The sequence below is a fragment of the Ochrobactrum sp. SSR genome (genome assembly GCF_030067775.1).
In the GTDB taxonomy this organism is placed as follows: Bacteria; Pseudomonadota; Alphaproteobacteria; order Rhizobiales; family Rhizobiaceae; genus Brucella; species Brucella teleogrylli.
Window position 1 is genome coordinate 1,111,514 of sequence record NZ_CP125971.1, and the last position, 13,663, is coordinate 1,125,176.

Here is a 13,663-nt window from a genome sequence, read left to right on the forward strand (position 1 = left end):
TTTGGATGATCCTGGAGATCGAAAATGGGTTTGCCGGATGTTATCGGCTTGGTGGGCGCGTTCTTTTACCTTCTTGGCTATGCGCTGATTCAATTGCGTATTTTTACCGTCGACGATCCGGTCATTCCGCTGCTGAATGTGCTGGGCGGCATCGCCCTGATCTATTCGCTGGTTTGGAACTTCAACCTCGGTTCCTTTATTTCGCAGGTTGCCTGGCTGGTGATCACCGTTTTCGGATATATCCGCTTCCGCATGGTGTCGCGCCGCCGCGCCGCACTCCCGCAGGAATGATGCGTTTCGCCGATCCGATCATCTTTACGTGATCGGATCGGTTCCATTGCTCGCAATCAGCCAGCCGGCCACTTCCCGTACGATTTTTCGCTGGTGACGGTCGGCCGGTCGCATCAGATAGAAATAGGCATCCGACCGCATCATGTGGCTATGCACGGGCACCAAAGTCCCGCTCGCAAGCTGTTCCTTGATCAGCCATGTCCAGCCGAGGGTGATGCCAATGCCTTGCGTTGCCGCGGCGACGCAAAGGCCGTAATCGCCAAGCCGCCATTCCAGCGCGCCGCCGGGCGGCGACAGTCGGGCGTCGTGCCACCATTCCGGCCATCCCTGCCACTCGCGCATCGTATCTTCGATAGCAAGCAGTACAGGCGCTTCCTGCTCCATGATATTGGGCACACCCGGCGCTGATACCGGCACGACTTCCTCTCGTCCGAGAACCGTCAAATTGACGCCGATGGGGCGCTCTTTGCGATAAAACAATGCAAGGTCGAACTCATCGAGGCGCAAATGGGCGACGTCATCCGTTACGCGCAGCCGGATTTCGATGCCTGAAATCTCTGCTTTCAACTTGCCTATGCGCGAGAGAAACCACTGGTCGGCAATGCCGCGCGAACAGGCGATGGTGATCTGCCGGGGGCCTATCCACGCCCGAAGGCCATCTGTGACAGCGCTGAGATCGCCCAGGAGCCGACTGACTTCCGAGGCATAACTTTCACCCATGGCAGTCAGTTGTACGCCAACCGGCAGACGATTGAAGAGCTTTGAACCAATGAAGGCTTCCAGCTTGCCGATCTGTCGGCTGACGGCGCTCTGGGTAAGGCCCAGTTCCTGACCTGCACGGGAGAAACTGCCAAGTCTGGCCGCGCTGTCGAAAACCACCAGCGCATTGAGTGGGGGCATGGATTGACGACCAACTGCCAAAGTTTTATCTCCATTTCGACGCGGTACCACGTTCCACAAGTCTGGGCTGCCTGCGAAAATGTAGTCATTCTGACTTCAGAAAACTTGAAGACTATCAGAAACGAGGCGGCTAGCTGATAGGCCGGTTTCTCGACAAGTTGCAACATTTTTCATAGTTGCGGAAGCAATTCGACAAACGTGTCCACCTGGAAGCCGAATAGGTCGCCCCCTTCAATCTCCACTTGACTGGTTATCAATGTTGTCACTCAGTTGAATAACTGAACGGTAGAGTTCAAAACCCGTGAAATGCCATATCGAGCGCGGATACGATATCGTCATGTGAAGCAGAAAGGTTTGTGACTCGTTCCTTTAATACGGACACCGGAATTGCCGACATAAACTGTGTAACCAAAACATGTTCCTCGCCTTCAATCTCGAAGCTCGGATTGAGCCGCTTCGCGGGGATGGGAGCCAGCGCTTTAATATTAGAGGGATGACGATACGTGTTTTCAGTTCATCCAGTAGATCAGCCTGTACATCGAGCACATAGCCGCCACTCGGATTGGAGTAAACGTCATATCTCGCCATTAGAATTGACGATAACGTTCAAGCGGTAAGCCGTTTGATTCGACGTAAGCATTAGAACTTTGTATCGCTGGACGATTATCGTCTTTCCAAAGTGCTGACTTGGCAGCAGCTATCGCCTGCGCAATTCCACTCTCGGCTGCACGCGAAATATTTATTTTATGTTGGCGCGCTTCAGAAAGAAGCTCATTATCGATTGAAAGATTGGTCGCGCGTTTGAATGTCCGGGCAGACTCCGGTCGTAGCATAACATATGCTCCTCTAGTTGATTATTATATGCGCATATTTATGTGCATTCAACTGGAATCTGTATGTAACTCAGCGCTTCTTTATTGGAACGCGATCCGGGCAGGAGCGAGATACGCGAAAGTCTGACTGGCAATCAGATGGCTGGATATACGGCCATTGTCCGCCCTATGAAGTAAGCGACAACACAATCACCCTCTCTAGACCATGTTTTGGAGTCGCGAAGATGAGAGGGTTAGATCAGGTAACAGTATGAAATACTCGCAGCGCAAATGCGTCCTAAAATTATTGGCTTTTTCCAAGGTTTTGTGCCACGAGGCCAAAAACTATCGTAAATTCGCCGCTTGGCAGGAAAATTGGGCGCACCGGGCTGGAACAGCGAACGCGCCCTGTTAGCTAAGTCGCCTTGCCGATGAAGTCGCAGGCAAAGCGCTCGGCGATGGCCTGAATGGCCGCGTGGATGGGACCAGCGGTCAGGCTCGGCAGAACGGAGCCATCCACGACATAGACGTTATCCAACCCATTCAGCCGCAAATCGGGATCGACCACTGCGGCATCGTCGTTGCCCATACGGCAGGTTCCTGACGGGTGGTGATGCGTGATGGCAGCCTTGGCGATGAAGGCGTCGATATCATCCTCGGTTTCCACCGCTCCGGGGAGAATTTCGTGATCGCGCCATTCATCGAGTTCGGGGCGATGGCCAATTTCCCGCGCTGCCGCGAGGGCAGCCCGAAACAATCGCCGGTCGTTCTCGGTCTGGAGATATTTGGGGTCGATCCTAAGGGGATCGTCCAGACCTGCGCCGGTTATGCGTATTTCACCACGGCTTGTGGGATGCGTAACGCCGAACAGGAAGGAATAGGCGCTGCCCGGTGCTGGCGCCGTGAAAAGTTCCGACACAATGGGCGCAACACCGCATCCGACGACGATTTCGGGCTGGCCGTCCGTCGCAGTGCCATCGGCACGCATATAGGCCATGCTCTCCGAATGTTGCAGACGGGATGGTGCCAGCTTTTGTCTGGCAGCGTAGAGATTGCCTGCGCCAAGCAGGTGATCCATCAGATTGCGGCCCAGCTCAGGCGCTTTGAGACGGCAGGTCACGCCAGCCTCATGCAACACGTCTTCCGGTCCAATGCCTGAACGCATGAGAAGGGCGGGGCCTTCCAGCGAACCCGCTGAAAGGATGATCTTGTCGGCAGTGATCGTGGATAAACCTTCCGGGCCGATAACCTCAAGACCAGTGGCACGAGCATTGTCGAAACTGAGATGTCGGGTCTTTGTGCCTGTCAGTATCGTCAGGTTGGGAAGCGCACGCACGCTTGGCGTCAGCCATGCTTCGGCGACCGTTACGCGTCGGCCATCGCGGATCATCAGCGAGTTCGGCGTAACACCCATCATCTGCCCGGTGCTGTGACCGGGAATGCGGGGCAGGCCAACTGCGGCACCCGCTTCGATGAAGGCGCGGGTCAGGGGGCTGACCTCCTCGTCCGGTATCCATACCGGCATCGGGCCGCCCTTGCCGTGGATACCATCGCCGCCCAGTGCGTGGTCTTCATTTGCCTTGAAGGCTTTCTGCAAGCCTTCCCAACTCCAGCGCTTATCGCCCGTCGCTTCCGCCCAGGCAGCAAAGTCGGCGGGATGGCCGCGCATATAACCCATGGCATGCAGCAGGCTGGAGCCACCCAACGCCTTGCCGCGTGCCCAAGGGAAACTGCGACCGGCAGCACCCGACTGTGGGACGGTATTATAATCCCAATCATAAGGGCGATGCTGGATCGCGGGCCACATGGCCGGTTTCCAGATATCGGGGTCTGTCGGCTCGCCACCGGCCTCGATCAGCACGACTTGCCGTGCTGGATCTTCGCTCAGCCGTGCGGCGAGAAGGGCGCCAGCAGAGCCAGCGCCGATAATTGCCACGTTGTATTGTGCCATTGCCTTAATTCTGATCCGCAGGAATGACAACGCCTTCCAGTGTCATGACTTCGCCATCGAGAGAGACAGAGCAGTTGCGCAGCGGAATATCAAGATGGCATGGCGTATCGCGATCGCCGCCGGCTTCGGTGTTTGGACCCGACGACCACAGGAAATTGCCTGCGAACGAGCGCGCATCCATGCCAAGTTGTGCCTCGGGGTTGTAAAGGCCGAGCACCGTCCAGTTGGCGCGGTTTTCCAGGCCCCAGCCGACATGGGCCATGGCATAGGCGCGGGTATCATTGAAGCTGTCCATGAACTTACGCATGAACTCGGCGTCGTAACCACCTTTGATATCGACGATAAAGCCCTTTTCGATGGTCACCGTAATTGGCGCGCGAGCATATTTTTTGAACGGCAGCAGGATGTCGCCTTCGTCGATGACGATGGTGCCTTCGGCGCTGCCTTCATCCGGCCAGCGAGCCGAAAAGCAGCTCGGCCAGTGGTCCCAGCGGCCCGGCTCATCGGCCAAACCATATTGCGTGAGAACCGGATATTGCCCGAGGCGGCAACGAAAATCCGTGCCGGCTTTCGAGGTCACGTGCATTTCCTTGGCCGCGCCGATCTTCTTGGCGGCAGCGAGAACGCGCAGCTTGTCTTCCGGGCGCGGAATCTGGCGCATCATGATTGCCGGTGGTTCCACCGCCAGCAGCATGCGCGTGCCGGTCTTCAATACTTCTTCCTGTTCCTTGGAAAACAGAAGCTGCAATGTGTCGATGACCATGTCGGACGCCATGAGGCAGGCCAGCGCTGCCGAATTGCCGTCGAGTGGCGTCTTGCCGATATAGCCAGACTTGTCAGGCGAAATCGCTTTTTCGGCATTGACCGGAGCAAGGTTCAGTTCGGTGACAACCGCTCCAAGATCGGAAGCCGCAAGCTTGGCGATATAGGCGATCTGCTTGTTGCTGTCGTCACTCGTCAGAATGGTGACCTGTTCGCCAGCTTTCAGGTTGCACATTTCGAGCACCTGTCTCCAGCCCTTCAGGAACTGAGCGTCGCTGATTGACATGATATGATACCTCCATTGGGCGTCTGCCCGTTTGACACTGTGGCTACACCAGAGAGCACGTCGGCCAGTCCCGATGAAGAAAGTGCTCTATCTATTTGTTATTGTGTTTATTCTGGTGCAGCCGGTTCCCACTCTGTCAGGTTGCTAGAGCACATCCCGAAAAGTGCGAAGCGGTTTTCGGATAAGATGTGCGACAAAACAAAAGGCTAGAGAGGTTATTACGATTCAACTTCTGCTGAAACCGCTCTAGAGTGCGTTTTGGTTTGCCAGTGTGAAAAAGTTGCGGTTGTAATGCAGCAGCGGCGATGTTTCAGGTCCGAAGCGAATGGCCTTTACATTGCCGACGAAAATCGAATGGCTGTCCGTCTCGGAAACCGTGGCGATCTCGCAATCGAGATTGGCCATGGCGTCATCAAGAGCCGGAGCACCCGTCGCAAGGCTTGTCCAACGATAGGGCGCAAATTTGTCTTCACCCATACGGCCGATCTGGCCTGCGAAACGCATGGCGACTTCACGCTGGCGGTCGGCGAGAATACTGACGCAGAAGCTGCCCGCCGAGGTGATCGCCTTGTGCGCCTCGCCGAAGCGATTGACACAGACAAGCATGGAAGGCGGCGTCAGCGACATGGAGCAGACGGCAGTTGCCGTCAGGCCGCGCCGTTGATCGCCTTCACCGGCGGTAATGATGTTCACCGTCGCCGCAAGCTGGCGCATGGCGGAGCGAAAATCATCGGTCAGTTGATCGGTGGCTGGTTGGATCATAGGGTGCCTCCTTTTGCAGCAAGCACGGTTTCAACAAAGAGCGCCGCTGAGGCAAGCCGGTGGTCGGCGCCGCGCGCGCCGACAAGCTGGACGCCGACTGGCAATCCCTTGGGGCCTTTGCCTGCGGGGAGACAGATGAGCGGCACTTGCAAGACACTCCACAGCCGGTTGAAAATCGGGTCGCCAGTCGGCGTTCCTTCCGGCGCTTCGCCCGGGGCGGCCAGCGTCAGCACCGCATCGAAACGCGAGAGGATCGCGTCCATCATCAGGCGGATCCCTGGAATTTCGCCCATGGCAGCACGATAGCGGGCTTCATCAACGCGACCCTGATCTTCCATCATGGCCCGGGTAACGGGTGTAAGCCGATCCCAATGGCGGCTGGTCTCGGAGACGAGTGACTGGGTCACTTCCCAGCCCATGACGGCTTCATGCAGGTCGAAAATGCCGTCGAACCAGGACGGAGCGGCCAGCACGGTTACGTCTGCGCCGGATGCTTCCGCGACGGACGCCAGCCGGTTGACGATGTCGATCGCATAGGCTTCCGCTTTTTCGAGACGGGTGCCGAGGAGGACGCCGATACGAGGGCGCGCCGGTGCTGTGAGGGTGGCCAGTTCGGATTTACCGGTCAGCACTGCGGCGCAATGGGCGGCATCGCCAATGTTGCGGCTGAGAATGCCGAGCGTATCCAGCCCGTGGCAGAGTACCTTGATCCCCACCGTGTTGATCGCTCCGAAGGTCGGCTTGAAGGCCGTCACGCCGCAAAAGCTTGCAGGGCGAATAACCGAACCGGAAGTCTGTGTGCCATAGGCCAGAGGCACCATGCCAGCGGCAACGGCAGCACAGGAACCTGATGACGATCCGCCCGGCGTATGGGCCGGATTGTGCGGGTTGCGGGTCTTGTTCGGGCTTGCCATGGCAAGTTCCGTGCTAACCGTCTTGCCCAGGATCAAGCCGCCTGCATTGCGGGTGATCTGCACGGCTGGCGCATCCCATGGCGGCTGAAAGCCCTCATAGATGCTTGTGCCATAGCCCGTGGGCATGTCGGCTGTGTCGATGACGTCCTTGACGCCAATAGGGACGCCAGCCAACGCTCCCTTGGCTCCAGATGCATCCATTGCATCGGCGGCGGCGCGCGCCCGCGCGGCATCAAGATGTTGCCACGCCATGACCGGACCGTCTCTGTCCGCAATGCGTTCAAGAAAGGCTTCCGTGACTGCACGGGTGGTGAGAGCACCGGAGGCTACGGCAGCAGCGATGTCGCGAGCATCAAGGGCAAGGATTTCAGAGTTGTTCATCAAACATTTCCTCAGCCGAATATGGATGGGCGCCGGTCGATCCACGGAGCGGCGCGTTCAAGCTCCGCAGCCAGCGCGAAAAGCAATGCGTCGTTTCCAAAGGCCGCACCGAGATGGGAGCCAATGGGCAGGCCATGGGTACTCATGCCGAGGGGAACCGACATTGCCGGGCAGCCGGATGTGTTGAAAACGGCAGTGAAGGGCGAATGCGACCAGAACAGATCGTAGAATTCGTCGATGTTTTTGCCCTGACCGGCAAGCTTGCCCAATAGCGGCGCGGTTTCTGCCGCAGCCGGGGTCAGCATGACGTCATATGTGCTGAAGAACCGCCCGAGCGCGCGCGCCGAAGCGTGAAGCTGGTTGACGGCCCACAAATAACGGGTGCCGGGTATTGCCAGCGCTTCGCGGACCCATTGCTGATTGACGGGTTCAAGCTTGGCGATGTTGGCAGAGGCTGCATCACCGCCGCTGACACCCAAAGCCACGTTGACACCAACGATGATGCGCCATGCCGCTTTCAGTGCTTCCGCGTCATAGCCTGCATCTGCAACTTCTTCGACGCTGTGCCCGAGGTCTTCCAGCAACCGCGCGGTGGCGCGCACAGTTTCGACCATTTCTGGATCAATAGGACTGCCGTCTGGTGCAACGACAATCATCGCGACCTTGAGGCGAGGCAGTGTTTTGTCGAGCGCTGCCAGATAGCTGCCCGGCGTGGCTGGAGACGCCCATGGGTCGCCAAGATCGCTGCCGCCTGTCACGTCAAGCATGGCTGCATTGTCTCGCACCGACCAGGTAACGGCGTGTGGTGTGGACATGCCGCCAATGGCTTCAGCGGCAGCAGGACCAACGGGATTGATCAGCCGCGACGGCTTGAACCCGAAAAGACCGCAATGGCTGGCAGGCAGGCGTGTGGAACCCGCACCGTCCGAACTGTTGGCAAGCGACACCATGCCGCTGGCGACAGCCGCAGTCGAGCCGCCGGACGAGCCGCCCGCCGTGCGGTTGATATCCCATGGATTGCGGGTCGGGCCGAAGGCGTCGGATTCTGTGGTGAAGCTGAGCGCAAATTCCGGCGTATTGGACTTGCCGACAATCACCATGCCCGCCGCTTTATAGCGCGCGGTGATGGTGGAATCGCGTTTGCTGACGACATTGCGCAGCAGTTCCGACCCGCTCGACAGGAGCATGCCTTCCGCTTCGAAGCCGGTGTTCTTCAACAGCATCGGAACGCCCGAAAGCGGGCTTTTGGCCAAGCCGTCGGCGACCTGCTTGCGCGCGAGATCGTAATGCGGATGCACGACGGCATTGAGCTGCGGGTTGAGCCGCTCGATCCGTTCGATAGTGGTTTCGAGGACTTCGCTTGCGCTGATCTCTTTGCTGGAGATCAGACCGGCAATCGCGATGCCGTCGAGTTTCGCCAGATCATTCATCGTCTCAACTCATCTGCGCTTTGAAAAGATCGAGGTCCCACATGTCCTTGGTGCCCGCCAGCAGACCGTCCTGGAACTCGAATATATGCAGACCGTCAAGCGCGATCTGGCGTGGTTCAACATTGTCGCCGCGCGGCGTGAAGGTCCCGGTCATGTAATAGGGAACAGCAACCTGATTGCCCGAGCGAATATAGCCGCGCCGTTCCCATGCAACATCGGGCAGCATGCGCCAGAAGCCGGTCAGCCCCTCAGCCAGAGCGGCGTGTCCCTGGCGGCGTTTCGCCATGGCGACTTCCTCGTGCCAGCCATCGGCGTGATAAAGCGAAGCCGCTCCTCGGCATCGCGCGAAGTGTAAGCGCTATAAAAGCGGTCGATAAGCGAGGACTGGTCCATCGCAATCTCCAACATGTCGCGAAAGAAAAAACCCCGCCCGATTGGCATCAGGCGGGGTCGTCAGAGCTTTACTCGATCCCGGCGATCTTCTTCACCTGGGCGACATAACCGTCGCGCTTGACTTCATTATATAGTCGGGCGCGCAGGGCCGGAGCCGGTGTGGCGTTGACGTTTTCAAACAGTGCAACGCGGCCAGCCAGCGAACCGGAGGTCATGTCCCAGATGAAATTCATCAGCTGTTCCTTGACCATGGCCGATACGCCATGTCCAGGCAGCAGTTCATGCAGGAAGTGGCCGACTTCTGGATTGTCGAACGCCTTCTTGCCAAAACGCATCACCAGACCCTGACCACACAGTTCCTGAAGGATATGGATGATCTTCGGGTAGTTTTCGATAGAATAGAGGCGACCGGCGGTCAGCATGCCGACATCGGGGCGCATGACATCGCCTTCGGTCGGGACAGCCAGCGCTTCGGCAGCGGTGACGAAGGCGCGGAGCGTCTGCGCATATTCGACCAACTGGCCCAGCATCATCTGAACAGCCGGAATTTTGCCGGTGCCGAGATAATCAAGAACCATCTGGCCTGCACCGACGAACAGTTCAGCCTTCACCGCGAGACGGGTGAGGACATGCCAGTGTGCAAAAACGCAGACCGGGCCGTAATAGCTCATCGCCGTCGGATCGCCGAGGTTGAAGAGCCGTTCCTTCGGCACGAAAACATTGTCGAACACGATGAACTGGTCAGCTTCTTCGCCAAGGCTCGACACCGGATGGTCGAACTTGCTCGACAATGGCTGCGAGACCATTTCACGCGAGATCATCTTGATGCCGGGCGTGTCGATTGGCACCGAACCCCAGATGCAGGCATCCGCAGGGGTTTCCTGAATGCCGCCGAGATTGGTGAAGAAAATATCATTGGCCTGAGCCGCAATCGAACCGACAGTCTTGGCGCCATAGATATAGACGCCGTCCTTCGTGACCTTACGCGCCTTCAGGAGCGAGGCTTCGGAAGCCTTGGGCGACGAGCGGTCGGCCTGCGGTCCGGCGAGGCTTTCCGACGCGGTCAGATTGTTGTTCTGACCGTATTCCATGTAGCGTTCGATGTTTTCGGCGAAGTCCGGATCAATGCCGTCGATGAGCGACTTCTTCTTCTTGAAAGTCGGTAGATAGGCATAGAGACCAACAACGATGGACGGCGCGAGATCTGGCGGGCGTCCGAAGGTGCCTGCGGTCTTGAGCGACGTATATTCGATCATGCGGCGGCGGGCAGTTAGGTCTTCCTTGGTGCGTGGAATCTGCCACGAACGGCTCAGAACAGCGCCGGCCTTTTCGTCGTAATAGGTGGTGGCGTCGGCATGTTCTTCAGTGAACTGATCGTCGAACATCGAGGCCAGAAGGTCGATGCCCTTGGCCAGCGCGGGTTCGTCATAGACGGAGTTCAGTTTGGAACCGCCGACCCAGATCTGGCGGTTGTCCTTGAGGGATTCCTTATACTCCGCGCCGGTCTTCAGCCGATGCGGCGTGCTGGCTGGTTTTGTAGCTGTTCCCTGTGTCATTGGGCCTCCTATTTGCAATTGGAATCGCCGGTGTTCCCCGGTTTTATGGAGCGGTTCCGGTTATATAAATCAGGCGCTTTCGGCCTTTTCTTCACGCATTTGCCGGATCACATCCGAAGCAACACGCATCGCGTCGAGCGCGGCAGGCACACCGCAATAAATCGCGGCCTGAAGAATGACCTCAACGATCTCGTTTTCGGTCACGCCATTGTTCAGTGCGCCGCGAACGTGGATCTTGATTTCATGCGGACGGTTCAGCGCCGTCAGCATGGCGAGGTTGAGAAAACTGCGGGTCTTGCGCTCGAGACCGGGGCGGGTCCAGATTTCACCCCAGCACCATTCGGTGACGAGCTTTTGAAGCGGTGCGGTCAGGTCATCGGCATTGGCCAGCGATGGCGCGACATAAGCCTCGCCAAGCACTTCGCGCCGAACCTTCAACCCCTTCTGGAATTGTTCACCGTTGAATTCAGGACGAGTCATACATCTCTCCGTTAAGGTGGCAGTGCGCCAGCTTGTCCCCGTGGTTTTGTCTTTCTTATTGACCCAAGGTTAGACATGCCGGACTTGACCTGTCAATAGATTGTATGACAAGATTACGGTCATACTGTAGGCTAAGATGAAATTGTTCGGCGCATCAACGTCGAATGCGCTTGTGGGGCGGGAGGATCATGGCGGAGCCGATAACGGGATCTGACGGGGAAATAGCGCCCTTCGAGCTTTATGCCTTGCGTTACGCCACCCATGGCGGACGAACGATCAAAGACAATTTTCTGCATGTTTCTGACCCGCATGAGTCGGGAGCTGATCTCGACTATTTCGTTTGGCTCGCCCGGCGCGGTGACGAGGTTTTCGTCATCGATACCGGCTTCGGACAGGATGCTGCCGATGCGCGCGGGCGAACCTTGCTGCGAAAGCCGGTGGATGCGCTGGCATTTCTCGGCGTGGATGCAGACAAAGTGTCCCAGGTCGTGCTGACACATCTCCACTACGATCATGCGGGAACGCTTGGTGATTTTCCGGCAGCGCATTTTCATTTGCAGGTTGATGAGGCGGGACACGCGACCGGTCCCTGCATGTGCGACGCGAAAGCGCGCGCTCCTTTCGATGTTGAAAACATTGTCGCCTATATTCGCAGCCTCTATGCGGGCAGGATTGAATTTCACCGGGGCGACCGGGAACTTTCGCCCGGTTTCTGGCTTCATGCCGTGCCGGGCCACAGCGCCGGTTTGCAGGCGGTTCGCGTCTATACCGCGCGCGGCTGGGTGGTGCTGGCTTCCGATGCGACGCATTTTTACGCCAATATGGAGCGTCGTAATCCGTTTCCCGTGCTCTACGATGAAGCCTCTCTTATTCGCGGCTATGCCCGACTGACCGAACTGGCGCCAAGCCTCGATCACATTGTTCCGGGCCACGATCCGGCAGTTATGCAGGCCTATTCAGCACCTTCGGCTGAACTGGAGGGGATCGTCGTTCGGCTCGACGTTGCGCCAAGTTTGACATGGGAGGAACTGGCGCGATGACGCTTGCAACAGGACGTGGTGTTCTGATTACCGGTTCGGCCCTTGGCCTCGGGCTGGAACTGGCCCGCAGCTTTGCAAAGGCCGGTGATCGTGTGTTTCTCACCGATATTCTGCCCGAAGTGAGTGATGCCGCGACGGCTCTGAGCCGTGAGACAGGCCAGCCGGTCGGCTCATCGGTGGTTGATCTGTCTGAAACCGGTGCAGCCGATCACCTTGCAGCCATTGCAACCGAACAGTTGGGTGGGATCGATATTCTGGTCAACAATGCGGTCATTCGCAAAATGGCGCCGGTGCAGGCGCTGGCCGATTCCGATTGGGACAAGGCGCTGGAGGTCAATCTGTCCGCTCCTTTCCGTCTGATTCGCGCCTGTCTGCCGGGCATGCAGGCACGGGGTTGGGGGCGGATCGTCAATATGGCTTCTGTTTACAGCCTCATCGCGCTTGCCGGTCGTGCGGATTATGTCACCACCAAACACGCAATGGTCGGCCTGACGCGGACGGTCGCGCTGGAACTGGCCTCGACCGCGATCACCTGCAACGCGATCTGTCCCGGACTGATGGCGACCGATTCTGCTCTTGTCCGCATCGAAGAGCTGGCTGCGGAAAAAGGCATCAGCACTGAAGAGGCGACGCGTCTTTTCCTTTCCACCCGTCAGCCGGGTGGCAAATTTATTCCGATAGAGACGGTGACCGCCTTGGCGCTGTTCCTTTGCGGCGCTGCCAGCGAAGGAATCAACGGTGCGGCGATACCGGTGGATAATGGCTGGTCGTTTGCTTGATGGCGCGACCGCGATAACAGGAGAGTGGAATGAGTGAAGTCGGTTTTGTCGGCCTTGGCAATATGGGACGCCCAATGGCGGAGCGCATCATCGGTGCAGGCTACAAGCTTGCCGTGAATGACCGCGCCGAAGCGGCTGTGGCCGCATTGGTAGCCGCAGGGGCTGAAGAGGCTGGCACCATCGGCGAATTGACCGCTCGCGCAGAGACGATCTTCCTGTCTTTGCCCACGCCCGAGGTGGTGATCGCTGTCGGGCGCAGCATTGCGGCCAATCCCGGCATCGTGAAACGCGTCGTCGATTTGTCGACCACCGGGCCGAAAGCCGAGATGGATCTTGCTGAAATATTGTCAGCTGCGGGCATTGCCCTGATCGATAGTCCGGTTTCGGGCGGTGTCGCAGGCGCCAAGAAGGGCACACTTGCGCTTATGGCTGCGGGACCTTCGGCGCATTTTTCGGTCGTGGAGCCGATGCTGCTCGCGCTTGGCAAGGTGATCCGTGTTGCCGAAGAGCCGGGCAAGGCGCAGGTGATGAAGCTTATCAACAATATCTGCTCGGCTGCTGCATTGGCGATCACCTCCGAAGCCATGGTGATGGGTGCCAAGGCTGGTCTCGATGCCGATGTCATGATCGAAGTCCTGAATGCCGGTTCCGGGCGAACCTCCGCCAGCGCCGATAAAATACCGCGTTTCGTACTGCCGCGCGGTTTCGATTTTGGCTTTGCAATTGGCTTGTCGCTCAAGGATATCCGTTTATGTCTCGAAGAAGCCGAACGGCTCGGTGTGCCGATGATGGTGGGCAATGCGGTGCGCATGCTCTTCTCGATCACCAAGGCCGATCTCGGTGCGGATGCCGACATGACCGCAATCATTCGCCCGCTTGAAAAATGGGCGGGTGCCGAAGTGCGCGGCAAAGCTGCTGGCGCGTGA

General features: G+C 58.1%; 13 protein-coding genes and 2 pseudogenes. 4 read left to right on the top strand and 11 right to left on the bottom strand.

Annotation, left to right across the window (positions count from 1 at the left end):
* Positions 1 to 24: 24 nt before the first annotated feature.
* Positions 25 to 291 (top strand): cyclic nucleotide-binding protein, encoded by a 267-nt coding sequence (locus QLQ11_RS22670; RefSeq protein WP_121539575.1) that lies wholly within the window; start codon positions 25 to 27, stop codon positions 289 to 291.
* A gap of 24 nt (positions 292 to 315) precedes the next feature.
* On the opposite strand, the gene QLQ11_RS22675 is transcribed toward QLQ11_RS22670, so the two are convergent.
* The 11 genes and pseudogenes from QLQ11_RS22675 to QLQ11_RS22725 form a co-directional block, all read right to left on the bottom strand.
* Positions 316 to 1,212 (bottom strand): LysR family transcriptional regulator, encoded by an 897-nt coding sequence (locus QLQ11_RS22675; RefSeq protein WP_121539574.1) that lies wholly within the window; start codon positions 1,210 to 1,212, stop codon positions 316 to 318.
* A gap of 271 nt (positions 1,213 to 1,483) precedes the next feature.
* Positions 1,484 to 1,779, bottom strand: a pseudogene (locus QLQ11_RS22680) (CcdB family protein).
* The gene (locus tag QLQ11_RS22685) at positions 1,779 to 2,024 is read right to left on the bottom strand and encodes a type II toxin-antitoxin system CcdA family antitoxin (protein ID WP_283735362.1); all 246 of its coding nucleotides are present in this window, start codon (positions 2,022 to 2,024) and stop codon (positions 1,779 to 1,781) included. Before QLQ11_RS22685 ends, QLQ11_RS22680 begins: the two are co-directional and overlap by 1 nt.
* Positions 2,025 to 2,418: 394 nt before the next feature.
* Complete coding sequence (locus QLQ11_RS22690) at positions 2,419 to 3,954, bottom strand: GMC family oxidoreductase (protein ID WP_124916104.1); 1,536 nt, start codon at positions 3,952 to 3,954, stop codon at positions 2,419 to 2,421.
* 4 nt (positions 3,955 to 3,958) lie between these two features.
* Positions 3,959 to 5,002 carry a 2,5-dihydroxypyridine 5,6-dioxygenase gene (locus tag QLQ11_RS22695; RefSeq protein WP_124916103.1) on the bottom strand — a complete coding sequence of 348 codons (1,044 nt, stop codon included), beginning with the start codon at positions 5,000 to 5,002 and terminating at the stop codon, positions 3,959 to 3,961.
* A 246-nt stretch (positions 5,003 to 5,248) separates the two neighbouring features.
* Positions 5,249 to 5,764 (bottom strand): flavin reductase family protein, encoded by a 516-nt coding sequence (locus tag QLQ11_RS22700; protein ID WP_124916102.1) that lies wholly within the window; start codon positions 5,762 to 5,764, stop codon positions 5,249 to 5,251.
* Complete coding sequence (locus QLQ11_RS22705; RefSeq protein WP_283735361.1) at positions 5,761 to 7,059, bottom strand: amidase; 1,299 nt, start codon at positions 7,057 to 7,059, stop codon at positions 5,761 to 5,763. Before QLQ11_RS22705 ends, QLQ11_RS22700 begins: the two co-directional genes overlap by 4 nt.
* An 11-nt stretch (positions 7,060 to 7,070) precedes the next feature.
* Positions 7,071 to 8,489: an amidase gene (locus QLQ11_RS22710; protein WP_121539388.1), complete on the bottom strand. Its 1,419-nt coding sequence runs from the start codon at positions 8,487 to 8,489 to the stop codon at positions 7,071 to 7,073.
* A 4-nt stretch (positions 8,490 to 8,493) separates the two neighbouring features.
* Positions 8,494 to 8,811: pseudogene (locus tag QLQ11_RS22715) on the bottom strand (nuclear transport factor 2 family protein); the annotation flags it as partial.
* Between the two features lie 139 nt (positions 8,812 to 8,950).
* Positions 8,951 to 10,438, bottom strand: a complete 1,488-nt coding sequence (locus tag QLQ11_RS22720; protein WP_121539386.1) for a 4-hydroxyphenylacetate 3-hydroxylase N-terminal domain-containing protein — start codon at positions 10,436 to 10,438, stop codon at positions 8,951 to 8,953.
* A gap of 69 nt (positions 10,439 to 10,507) precedes the next feature.
* Positions 10,508 to 10,918: a carboxymuconolactone decarboxylase family protein gene (locus QLQ11_RS22725; RefSeq protein WP_121539385.1), complete on the bottom strand. Its 411-nt coding sequence runs from the start codon at positions 10,916 to 10,918 to the stop codon at positions 10,508 to 10,510.
* 188 nt (positions 10,919 to 11,106) lie between these two features.
* Between QLQ11_RS22725 and QLQ11_RS22730 the strand changes: the two genes are divergently transcribed.
* From QLQ11_RS22730 to QLQ11_RS22740, 3 genes are read left to right on the top strand one after another with little or no spacing between them, the layout of a single operon-like run.
* Positions 11,107 to 11,958 carry an N-acyl homoserine lactonase family protein gene (locus QLQ11_RS22730; RefSeq protein ID WP_121539384.1) on the top strand — a complete coding sequence of 284 codons (852 nt, stop codon included), beginning with the start codon at positions 11,107 to 11,109 and terminating at the stop codon, positions 11,956 to 11,958.
* Positions 11,955 to 12,737, top strand: coding sequence for an SDR family oxidoreductase (locus QLQ11_RS22735; protein ID WP_167836155.1), 783 nt, complete (start codon positions 11,955 to 11,957; stop codon positions 12,735 to 12,737). Before QLQ11_RS22730 ends, QLQ11_RS22735 begins: the two co-directional genes overlap by 4 nt.
* Before the next feature lie 29 nt (positions 12,738 to 12,766).
* Positions 12,767 to 13,663 (top strand): NAD(P)-dependent oxidoreductase, encoded by an 897-nt coding sequence (locus tag QLQ11_RS22740; protein ID WP_283735360.1) that lies wholly within the window; start codon positions 12,767 to 12,769, stop codon positions 13,661 to 13,663.

Excerpts from the sequence above, each read along its gene's own strand:
- QLQ11_RS22700 (WP_124916102.1), bottom strand. The coding sequence starts at position 5,764 with ATGATCCAACCAGCCACCGATCAACTGACCGATGATTTTCGCTCCGCC.
- QLQ11_RS22705 (WP_283735361.1), bottom strand. The coding sequence starts at position 7,059 with ATGAACAACTCTGAAATCCTTGCCCTTGATGCTCGCGACATCGCTGCT.
- QLQ11_RS22695 (WP_124916103.1), bottom strand. The coding sequence starts at position 5,002 with ATGTCAATCAGCGACGCTCAGTTCCTGAAGGGCTGGAGACAGGTGCTC.
- QLQ11_RS22740 (WP_283735360.1), top strand. The coding sequence starts at position 12,767 with ATGAGTGAAGTCGGTTTTGTCGGCCTTGGCAATATGGGACGCCCAATG.
- QLQ11_RS22685 (WP_283735362.1), bottom strand. The coding sequence starts at position 2,024 with ATGCTACGACCGGAGTCTGCCCGGACATTCAAACGCGCGACCAATCTT.
- QLQ11_RS22725 (WP_121539385.1), bottom strand. The coding sequence starts at position 10,918 with ATGACTCGTCCTGAATTCAACGGTGAACAATTCCAGAAGGGGTTGAAG.
- QLQ11_RS22690 (WP_124916104.1), bottom strand. The coding sequence starts at position 3,954 with ATGGCACAATACAACGTGGCAATTATCGGCGCTGGCTCTGCTGGCGCC.
- QLQ11_RS22720 (WP_121539386.1), bottom strand. The coding sequence starts at position 10,438 with ATGACACAGGGAACAGCTACAAAACCAGCCAGCACGCCGCATCGGCTG.
- QLQ11_RS22730 (WP_121539384.1), top strand. The coding sequence starts at position 11,107 with ATGGCGGAGCCGATAACGGGATCTGACGGGGAAATAGCGCCCTTCGAG.
- QLQ11_RS22710 (WP_121539388.1), bottom strand. The coding sequence starts at position 8,489 with ATGAATGATCTGGCGAAACTCGACGGCATCGCGATTGCCGGTCTGATC.
- QLQ11_RS22735 (WP_167836155.1), top strand. The coding sequence starts at position 11,955 with ATGACGCTTGCAACAGGACGTGGTGTTCTGATTACCGGTTCGGCCCTT.
- QLQ11_RS22670 (WP_121539575.1), top strand. The coding sequence starts at position 25 with ATGGGTTTGCCGGATGTTATCGGCTTGGTGGGCGCGTTCTTTTACCTT.